Source organism: Pseudomonas sp. GW456-E7 (assembly GCF_059424105.1).
Genome location: NZ_JBWKZB010000010.1, coordinates 26,213 through 34,784 on the forward strand (window position 1 = coordinate 26,213; position 8,572 = coordinate 34,784).

Sequence of the window (8,572 nt, forward strand, 5' to 3'; positions counted from 1 at the left end):
GTTTTTTTATGTCTTCGCAAAAGCAAAAAGGAAATCGCCCGTATGTTGGACACCAATCTTAAAGCCCAGTTGAAATCGTACCTGGAACGGGTCACCCAGCCGATCGAGATCGTTGCTTCCCTCGACGACGGTGCGAAATCCCAGGAAATGCTCGAACTGTTGAAAGACGTTGCCAGTCTTTCCACCCAGATTACTTTGCTCGACAACGGTGATGATGCACGCAAGCCATCGTTCTCGATCAATCGCCCGGGAGCCGACATCAGCCTGCGTTTTGCCGGCATCCCGATGGGCCATGAATTCACTTCGCTGGTGCTGGCCTTGCTGCAAGTCGGTGGTCATCCGTCCAAAGCCAGTGTCGAGGTGATCGAACAGATTCGCTCGCTCAAAGGCGAGTTCAACTTCGAAACTTACTTCTCGCTGTCGTGCCAGAACTGCCCGGACGTGGTCCAGGCGCTGAACCTGATGGCGGTACTTAACCCGAACATTCGCCACGTCGCCATCGACGGCGCGCTGTTCCAGGCTGAAGTCGATGAACGCCAGATCATGGCCGTGCCCAGCATCTACCTGAACGGCGTGAATTTCGGCCAGGGCCGCATGGGGCTGGAAGAAATCCTCGCCAAGATCGACACCAGCGGCATTGAACGCCAGGCCGAGAAAATCAGCGCCAAGGAAGCCTTTGACGTACTGGTGGTCGGCGGTGGCCCGGCCGGTGCCTCGGCGGCCATCTATGCGGCCCGTAAAGGCATTCGCACCGGTGTCGCGGCTGAGCGTTTTGGTGGTCAGGTGCTGGACACCATGGCCATCGAGAACTTCATCTCGGTGCAGGAAACCGAAGGGCCGAAACTGGCCGTGGCCCTGGAAGAACACGTCAAGCAGTACGACGTCGACATCATGAATCTGCAGCGTGCCGACAAACTGGTGCCCGGCAAAAATGGCGAGTTGCACCAGATTCACTTCGCCAGCGGCGCATCGCTCAAAGCCAAGACCGTGGTTCTGGCAACTGGAGCGCGGTGGCGTGAAATGAACGTCCCGGGCGAGCAGCAATACCGCAACAAAGGCGTGGCGTACTGCCCGCACTGCGACGGCCCGCTGTTCAAGGGCAAGCGCGTGGCAGTGATTGGCGGCGGTAACTCCGGCGTCGAGGCGGCCATCGACCTGGCGGGTATCGTGTCCCACGTCACGCTGCTGGAGTTCGATGTTCAGTTGCGCGCCGATGCGGTGTTGCAGCGCAAGTTGCACAGCCTGCCGAACGTCACCGTGATCACCAGTGCGCAAACCACTGAAGTCACCGGCGACGGTCAGAAGGTCAACGGCCTGCGCTACAAGGATCGCCAGAGCGACGAAGTGCGCAGTGTGGAACTGGAAGGGATCTTTGTGCAGATCGGCTTGCTGCCCAACACTGATTGGCTCAAGGGCACCGTCGAGCTGTCACCCCGTGGCGAGATCATTGTCGATGCTCGCGGTGAAACGTCGGTGCCGGGTGTGTTCGCCGCCGGCGACGTGACCACTGTGCCGTACAAGCAGATCGTGATCGCGGTGGGCGAGGGCGCCAAGGCTTCGCTAAGCGCCTTCGATCACCTGATCCGCACGTCCGCCCCGGCATAAAACCCGGCGCTGAAAACACAAAACCCCATGAGCGATCATGGGGTTTTTTGTGTCTTGCACATTACCGATGTGGGAGCGGGCTGAATGATCTCGACCCAGTAGGCGTCCGGGTCCTTGATGAATGCCAGGCTCTTCATGCGGCCATCGCTCAGGCGTTTCTGGAAATCGCAGCCCAGCGCTTCAAAGCGCTCGCAGGCGGCGACGATGTCCGGCACCGAAATGCAGATATGGCCGAAACCGCGCGGATCGGTGTTGCCATTGTGGTAGGCGAAATCCGCATCGTTCTCGGTGCCATGGTTGTGGGTCAACTCCAGAATGCCGGGGATCGATTTCATCCACTCGGTGCGCGCGGCGGCATCGGCGGGGATCTGGTTTTTGTCGACCAGCGCCAGGAAATACAGGCTGAACTCGGCTTCCGGGAAGTCGCGTTTTTCCACCAGGGTAAAACCCAGGATGCGTGTGTAGAAGTCCAGGGACTTGGTGATGTCCTTGACCCGCAGCATGGTGTGGTTGAAGACAAATTTCTGCGTAGCGGTGTCCGGCTGGGCGGTGACGCCGGGGAAGGTGTTCAATTCGTGCAGGCTCATGGGCCCTCCGGGAAATATGTGGGCTAACGAATGGTGACAATGATACGCAAGGGTTCGGACATCACCAAACCCAAACAGTCGGCTATTGCCTGACAGCCGGCCTGGGCCCAGACTTTACGGCTTGATCCGTGAGTGCCGATTGCAATGATTCGATTCCGTAACCTGCTGTTTATCCTGCTGGGCGTGTTTTCGCTGGCGGGCGCTGCGCGTGCCGATGCGCCAGTCGTGACCTGGCCGCAAGGCTGGCAGATCGAAGACGTCCCAGACTCAGCGTCGGGCGTCAGTCGCCAGCGGGCGGTGAAAAATGATCAGGATGGATCGCCGCTCCTGGTGATGGAGCTGACTATGAGCCCGGTGCAAAGCGATCATCAGGTCAACCTCGAAGGCGTATTGCTGGAGATGCGAAAGTCAGTTCAAAAAGACTTCTTTCAGGGTGGTTATCAAAGTGTTTGCACGCGAATTCATTCGACTACCTTGAGTCGATTGGCCGCGCTGGAAACAACCTGCACCGTCACACAAAACGGCCGCCATGTGCTTTCGCAAACATTGGTGGCTGCGGTGGATGCGGATAAGGCCTATGTTTTTTCCTACGCAGGGCAGGCCGAGGCTTATAAGGCGAGCCAGGATGAAATAGACGCAGCCCGTAACAGCTTGAAACTTTAGTTGGCGACAGTGCTTTTTCGATGCATGAAAAAAATTTTAGATATCAAAATGGATTAAGCACAAAGTAGTCGAGGGAGCAGGTAGTTGTCTTGTGCTCGCCGCGGGCATTTAGATAGCCCATGAAAAAGCCCTGCATAAGCAGGGCTTTTTTGTCGCCGCGAGAGTTAGCCGCGCAGCCAGGAATCGACGGTGGCTGCACCGTACTGTTCTTTCCAGGCTTTCAGGCCGCGGTGATTGCCGCCCTTGGTTTCAATCAGTTCGCCGGTGTGCGGGTTCTGATAAACCTTGACCACACGAGCGCGGCGGGTTTTCGGTGCTGCTGCCTGCAGGCCGGATTTTGCCGGATTCGGGTCGAGAATGGCGATGATGTCGCGCAGGCTCTTGCCATAGGTTTTCATCAAGCCCTGGAGCTTCTCTTCGAATTCGATTTCTTTCTTGAGCCCGGCATCGTTCTTCAGGGATTCCAACTGCTTGAGCTGTTCTTGAAGGGCCTTTTCGGCTGCACGAAATTCAGCGAGTCTGGACAATATCTTTACTCCAATAGTGTATTTGGCTGATACCAACCGCAAACAAAGCTATAAGCCAAGAGCCTTGAAGCGACTCGGTGATAGTGGCTCACCTGCCAAATTAGCGCAGGCAGGAAAAATTGTAGTAGTTAATTGGCCAAGAGTAAATCCTGTCTTTTTCTTCATGTAACGCCAGTAGTGTCTTGATTCAAATTTATGCCTGTAGTCGTTGTTTTATCGATTAAATTTTCGAGTTAATGGTCGCTTAATGCACTAATGAATTCCGCCCCGGGCATGGGTTTGCCGAACAGATAACCCTGCAGGAAGTTGACCTGACGAGCGCTGAGGTAATCACTCTGCTCACGGGTTTCGACACCTTCGGCCACCAGGGCAAGGTCGAGTTTGACGGCCAGGTCGATGATGCTGTCGAGGATGTGGCTGGAGAGGGTGTCGATGCCGATCATGGCGACAAAACTCTGGTCTATTTTCAGGAAGTCGACATTGAACTGCCGCAGGTAACCAAGGCTTGAATGACCCGTGCCGAAATCGTCGATGGCGATCTTCACGCCCAGTTCGCGAAGTTGCTCGAACAGTTGCAGGGTGATCGCCGTTGGCTCGATCAGTTCGCGTTCGGTCAGTTCCAGTATCAGGTAGATCGAGCCTGGCTCGAACGCATCGAGGAACTCGCGGCAATCCTTGACCAGGTCCAGGTCCTGGCAATGGCTGGCGGTAATGTTGATGCCAATGTGAAAGGGGTTGTTGAATCCGGCGGATTGCGGCGCGAGCAGGGCGGCGGTTTGTCGCATGAGCGAACGGGTCATCGGTACGATCAGTCCGCAGTGCTCGGCAAACGGGATGAACAGGTCCGGACGCACCAGGCCTTCCTTCGGATGTTTCCAGCGCATCAGCACTTCAGCACCGGACCAGCGTTTGCTGTCGCCATGCACCACGGGCTGGAAATACGGAATGAACTCTACGGCTTCCAGTGCCCGTTGCATTTCCTGGGTGGGGGCCGAGGAGCGCTTTTGCAGGAAGTGACCAATTGCCCCGGCAATCACGCCGAAGAAAATCAGCAGACTGAACAGGGGAGGATACTCGCTGCTCATGTATCGCCAGGTTTCGCCTTTGGGGAAACCGGCTTCCACGGCAAAGGCATAGTGCCCGGAGGTCAAGCGGCTCGGGGCAACGGGTAGTTCAGGCGCGGCACCGGTGTGAACCTTGCCATCGGCGGACATCCAGTTCGGGCCAACCTGCAGCACCAGCAAGGTCTGGCGGCCGATCAAGCGCAGAACGTTGCCCAAGTGATAACCATAGAGGGTCGTCAGCGCGCCTTTTTTTCCTTCGCTCAGGCGGTACACCAGCAAGGAGGCGTTGGGCGTCACCGGATTGCCGCTCATGAGCCACAAAGCGCCCTGGGTGTAGTCGCCGGGGCTGACCGTCTCCTGATAGTCGCCAAACAGCGAACTGCAATAGAGGTTGTTATCCCACACCAGACTGGTCGAGCGCACGAATGGGCGGCGGGTGACCTGTTCGCGCAGCGCCAGATTGACCTCGCCGCAACGTTGGCCGGCCATCGGCAGCAGTTCGCGAGCGGCCTGGGCGGCGTTGTCGAGCATCAAGTCGAACTGACGAACCGCTTCCTCGGCGGTTTGTTCGGTGTCTTGCTTGAGCGCACGCCCTGCCTGCATGTAAAGAATGATGGCCCCCAGCAGCACCGGGAGTAATCCACTGAGCAGGGTGACAGCAATTTTCGTGCTGCGACTGCGGGTTTTGGCTTTCAGCGGCATTCGCGAATCCCGTCACGAAGAAGTAAGGCTCTCAACAACTGGCAGGGCGATACGCCTCCCATAAAGAGTTCGGGTAATGGCCATGATAGTTGGCCCCAGGCGGTTATGCCGCTCAACGCAGGTCGAGGCGTGCGGCCAGTTCGATAAAGGCCAGCGTCGCGGGTGATGCCTGGCGTCGATCGAGTACCGCCAGGCCGACCTGGCGCACCACCGTCGGTGATAGCGGTTTTTTCACATAGCGACTGTCTGATTGATTGGGCAACGAACCTTCGGCGACTACCGTCACCCCGTCGCCACGAGCGACGACATCCAGGGTACTCATCAGCTGTGAGCAGCGATAACGGATGTTCGGCGTCAGTCGGGCCGCGGTGAACAGGCGTGAAACCAGCTCCGAAGACCCGGCTTCGGTCAGCACAAACGGGAAGTCGCACAGGTCCTTGAGATTCAGGCTGTCGTGAACCGCCAGCGGGTGGTCGGCGGGCAGCAGCGCGACCATCTGGTCTTCGATCAGCGCGACCGTGTCGAAACGCTCCTCGGGCAACACCACGAAGCCGATGTCGATCCGTCGCTCCTCCAGCCACTGCAGCACCTGGCGGTCAGGGCCTTCGTCGATATGCACTTCTATGCCGGGATGGGCGGCGCGGTACTGCTGCAGAATCAACGGCAACAATTTGATCGATGAAGTCGGCCCGAACGAGCCGATACGCAGCGTGCCGCGTTTCATGCCCCGCGCATCGGCCGCTTCCTGGCGCAGGGTGTTGGCCAGGCCCAGCATCGCTCGGGCGCGCAGCAGCAACTGCTGGCCAATGTCGCTTGGCTCGACCCGGGTTTGATGCCGGCGCAACAACTCGACCCCAAGCTCCTGCTCCAAAGACTTCAAGGCATGGGACACCGCCGATTGGGAAATGCCCAGGCGATTGGCCGCTGGCGTGAAGCCGTGGAGTTCGGCCACGAGGGAGAAAATCTCCAGTTGAGTGAGGGTCATGAGTTTTTGCTCATTTTACGATGACTGAGTATTAGTCGAATGATAGGTCATCTCTCCGACATCCGGTCCTGGAATCTTATGACGATCTGTGAGCAAACCCTGTCAAAACCCTCGGATTTGCCGGTGTACCTGAAACTGGCGGGGGTCAGTATCGTGTGGGGCGGCACCTTCGTTGCCGGACGCTTTCTGGCCGACGGCCTCAGCCCGCTGCTGGCTGCCAGCCTGCGGTTTTTACTGGCCAGCGTGGCATTGCTGCTGTTTCTACGAATGGCGCGGATACCGCTGCTCCGGCCCAGCGCCCGGCAATGGCGGCAATTGCTCTTGCTTGGCTTTTTCGGGATCTTCTTCTACAACCTGTGCTTCTTTTATGGCCTGCATTACATCAACGCTTCACGGGCATCCTTGATCGTGGCGCTGAACCCGGCCGTGATCGGCCTGGCTTCCTGGCTACTGTTCAAAGAGCGTTTGAGCCGGGCAAAAGTCGTCGGTATCGCGATCTGCATGGCGGGCGCGAGCAGGGTGATCGTCAGTCGCAACCCGCAATTATTGGCCGCAGGTACCGATGCCTGGATCGGCGATCTGCTGATTTTCGGCTGCGTGCTCGGCTGGGGCGTCTACTCGCTGTGCTCCAGAGAGCTGAACCTGACCCTCGGACCGGTGCAAACGGTGACGTATTCGATTCTGCTGGGCACCGTCATGCTCTGGATGACCTGCATCGTCCGTGGCGAGGTGAGTGTCACCGCGATCGACCACCTGGGTGTGCAGCAATGGTTGAGCCTTGTGTACCTCGGCGTGCTGGGTTCGGCGCTGGCGTACATTGGCTACTACGACGGCATCCGCACAATCGGTGCGACGCGTTCCGGGGTGTTCATTGCCTTGAACCCGTTGACAGCGGTGATCCTGGGGGCGCTGTTGCTCGATGAGCCGCTGACGCTGGCCATGTGCCTGGGTGGCGGGCTGATACTGGCGGGGATTTTCCTCTGCAACAAACCCCTTGCGCGGGTAAGGAAAAAGGGGATTTGATACAGAAGGCGGACAAATTGATTTACGCTGTGTAGAATCGGGTTACGCATACAATAATAATCGTCTTCTGGCAGCAGAAGCCTCGCCCGCAAGAGCCTTGGGTCGACAATGAAGATATTCGGGTTTCAACTGATCTACGGTGATTTTCTCGCCCGCAGTGTGCGAGGCATCTCCTGTGCGCCACCCAGCGGTCTCAGCATTGCTTACAACTAACCTTAGTTAATTGATAAAAAATGATGAGGCGCCAACCATGGCAGATTTATACGAAAACCCAATGGGCCTGATGGGCTTTGAATTCATCGAGCTCGCATCGCCGACCCCGAACACCCTGGAGCCGATCTTCGAGATCATGGGCTTCACCAAGGTCGCGACCCACCGCTCCAAGGACGTGCACCTGTATCGTCAGGGCGCGATCAACCTGATCCTCAACAACGAACCCCACAGCGTCGCCTCGTACTTTGCGGCCGAGCACGGCCCGTCGGTGTGCGGCATGGCGTTCCGCGTCAAGGATTCGCAAAAAGCCTACAAGCGTGCCCTGGAGCTCGGCGCCCAGCCGATCCACATCGAAACCGGCCCGATGGAGCTGAACCTGCCGGCGATCAAAGGCATCGGCGGCGCGCCGCTGTACCTGATCGACCGTTTCGGTGAAGGCAGCTCGATCTATGACATCGACTTCGTGTTCCTCGACGGCGTTGACCGCCACCCGGTCGGTGCCGGCCTGAAGATCATCGATCACCTGACCCATAACGTGTATCGCGGTCGCATGGCCTACTGGGCCAACTTCTACGAGAAGCTGTTCAACTTCCGCGAAATCCGCTACTTCGACATCAAGGGCGAGTACACCGGCCTGACCTCCAAGGCCATGACCGCACCGGATGGCATGATCCGCATCCCGTTGAACGAAGAATCGTCCAAGGGCGCCGGGCAGATCGAAGAGTTCCTGATGCAGTTCAACGGCGAGGGCATCCAGCACGTTGCCTTCCTGTCCGATGACCTGCTCAAGACCTGGGATCACCTGAAAAGCATCGGCATGCGCTTCATGACCGCACCGCCGGACACCTACTACGAAATGCTCGAAGGCCGTTTGCCGAACCACGGCGAGCCGGTGGGCGAACTGCAGGCGCGGGGCATCTTGCTGGACGGTTCGTCCGAGTCGGGCGACAAGCGTCTGCTGTTGCAGATCTTCTCGGAAACCCTGATGGGCCCGGTGTTCTTCGAGTTCATCCAGCGCAAGGGTGACGACGGTTTCGGCGAAGGCAACTTCAAGGCGCTGTTCGAATCCATCGAGCGTGACCAGGTTCGTCGTGGCGTGTTGTCCACGGACTAAACCATTACGCCGATAAACCTGTGGGAGCGAGCTTGCTCGCGATAGCGGTTGTACATTCAACATCAATGTTGACTGACACACCGTCATCG

General features: G+C 57.9%; 8 protein-coding genes. 4 read left to right on the top strand and 4 right to left on the bottom strand.

Annotation, left to right across the window (positions count from 1 at the left end; translation table 11 throughout):
• Positions 1 to 42: 42 nt before the first annotated feature.
• Positions 43 to 1,605, top strand: coding sequence for an alkyl hydroperoxide reductase subunit F (gene ahpF / locus AC07YV_RS09055; RefSeq protein ID WP_102702143.1), 1,563 nt, complete (start codon positions 43 to 45; stop codon positions 1,603 to 1,605).
• Between the two features lie 35 nt (positions 1,606 to 1,640).
• On the opposite strand, the gene gloA is transcribed toward ahpF, so the two are convergent.
• Positions 1,641 to 2,192 (bottom strand): lactoylglutathione lyase, encoded by a 552-nt coding sequence (gene gloA / locus AC07YV_RS09060; protein ID WP_102702142.1) that lies wholly within the window; start codon positions 2,190 to 2,192, stop codon positions 1,641 to 1,643.
• A gap of 144 nt (positions 2,193 to 2,336) precedes the next feature.
• Here gloA and AC07YV_RS09065 point away from each other — a divergent pair, with 144 nt between their 5' ends.
• Positions 2,337 to 2,855, top strand: coding sequence for a DUF4946 domain-containing protein (locus AC07YV_RS09065; protein ID WP_102702141.1), 519 nt, complete (start codon positions 2,337 to 2,339; stop codon positions 2,853 to 2,855).
• Between the two features lie 164 nt (positions 2,856 to 3,019).
• Here the strand turns inward: AC07YV_RS09065 and AC07YV_RS09070 are convergent, their stop codons facing one another.
• From AC07YV_RS09070 to AC07YV_RS09080, 3 genes are all read right to left on the bottom strand, one after another.
• Complete coding sequence (locus AC07YV_RS09070; RefSeq protein ID WP_007975932.1) at positions 3,020 to 3,382, bottom strand: histone-like nucleoid-structuring protein, MvaT/MvaU family; 363 nt, start codon at positions 3,380 to 3,382, stop codon at positions 3,020 to 3,022.
• 233 nt (positions 3,383 to 3,615) lie between these two features.
• On the bottom strand, positions 3,616 to 5,148 hold the full coding sequence (locus AC07YV_RS09075; RefSeq protein WP_102702140.1) for an EAL domain-containing protein: 1,533 nt from the start codon (positions 5,146 to 5,148) through the stop codon (positions 3,616 to 3,618).
• Positions 5,149 to 5,260: 112 nt separating this feature from the next.
• Positions 5,261 to 6,133: a LysR family transcriptional regulator gene (locus AC07YV_RS09080; RefSeq protein ID WP_102702139.1), complete on the bottom strand. Its 873-nt coding sequence runs from the start codon at positions 6,131 to 6,133 to the stop codon at positions 5,261 to 5,263.
• A 78-nt stretch (positions 6,134 to 6,211) separates the two neighbouring features.
• On the opposite strand from AC07YV_RS09080, the gene AC07YV_RS09085 reads away from it, so the two are divergent.
• Both AC07YV_RS09085 and hppD read left to right on the top strand, forming a co-directional pair.
• The gene (locus AC07YV_RS09085; RefSeq protein ID WP_102702138.1) at positions 6,212 to 7,156 is read left to right on the top strand and encodes a DMT family transporter; all 945 of its coding nucleotides are present in this window, start codon (positions 6,212 to 6,214) and stop codon (positions 7,154 to 7,156) included.
• 250 nt (positions 7,157 to 7,406) lie between these two features.
• Positions 7,407 to 8,483, top strand: a complete 1,077-nt coding sequence (gene hppD, locus AC07YV_RS09090; protein ID WP_008065380.1) for a 4-hydroxyphenylpyruvate dioxygenase — start codon at positions 7,407 to 7,409, stop codon at positions 8,481 to 8,483.
• The last annotated feature ends 89 nt before the right edge of the window (positions 8,484 to 8,572 follow it).

Bases quoted from the DNA above. Each gene is read 5' to 3' on its own strand.
- AC07YV_RS09065 (WP_102702141.1), top strand. From the start codon at position 2,337: ATGATTCGATTCCGTAACCTGCTGTTTATCCTGCTGGGCGTGTTTTCG.
- AC07YV_RS09085 (WP_102702138.1), top strand. From the start codon at position 6,212: ATGACGATCTGTGAGCAAACCCTGTCAAAACCCTCGGATTTGCCGGTG.
- hppD (WP_008065380.1), top strand. From the start codon at position 7,407: ATGGCAGATTTATACGAAAACCCAATGGGCCTGATGGGCTTTGAATTC.
- gloA (WP_102702142.1), bottom strand. From the start codon at position 2,192: ATGAGCCTGCACGAATTGAACACCTTCCCCGGCGTCACCGCCCAGCCG.
- AC07YV_RS09080 (WP_102702139.1), bottom strand. From the start codon at position 6,133: ATGACCCTCACTCAACTGGAGATTTTCTCCCTCGTGGCCGAACTCCAC.
- AC07YV_RS09075 (WP_102702140.1), bottom strand. From the start codon at position 5,148: ATGCCGCTGAAAGCCAAAACCCGCAGTCGCAGCACGAAAATTGCTGTC.
- ahpF (WP_102702143.1), top strand. From the start codon at position 43: ATGTTGGACACCAATCTTAAAGCCCAGTTGAAATCGTACCTGGAACGG.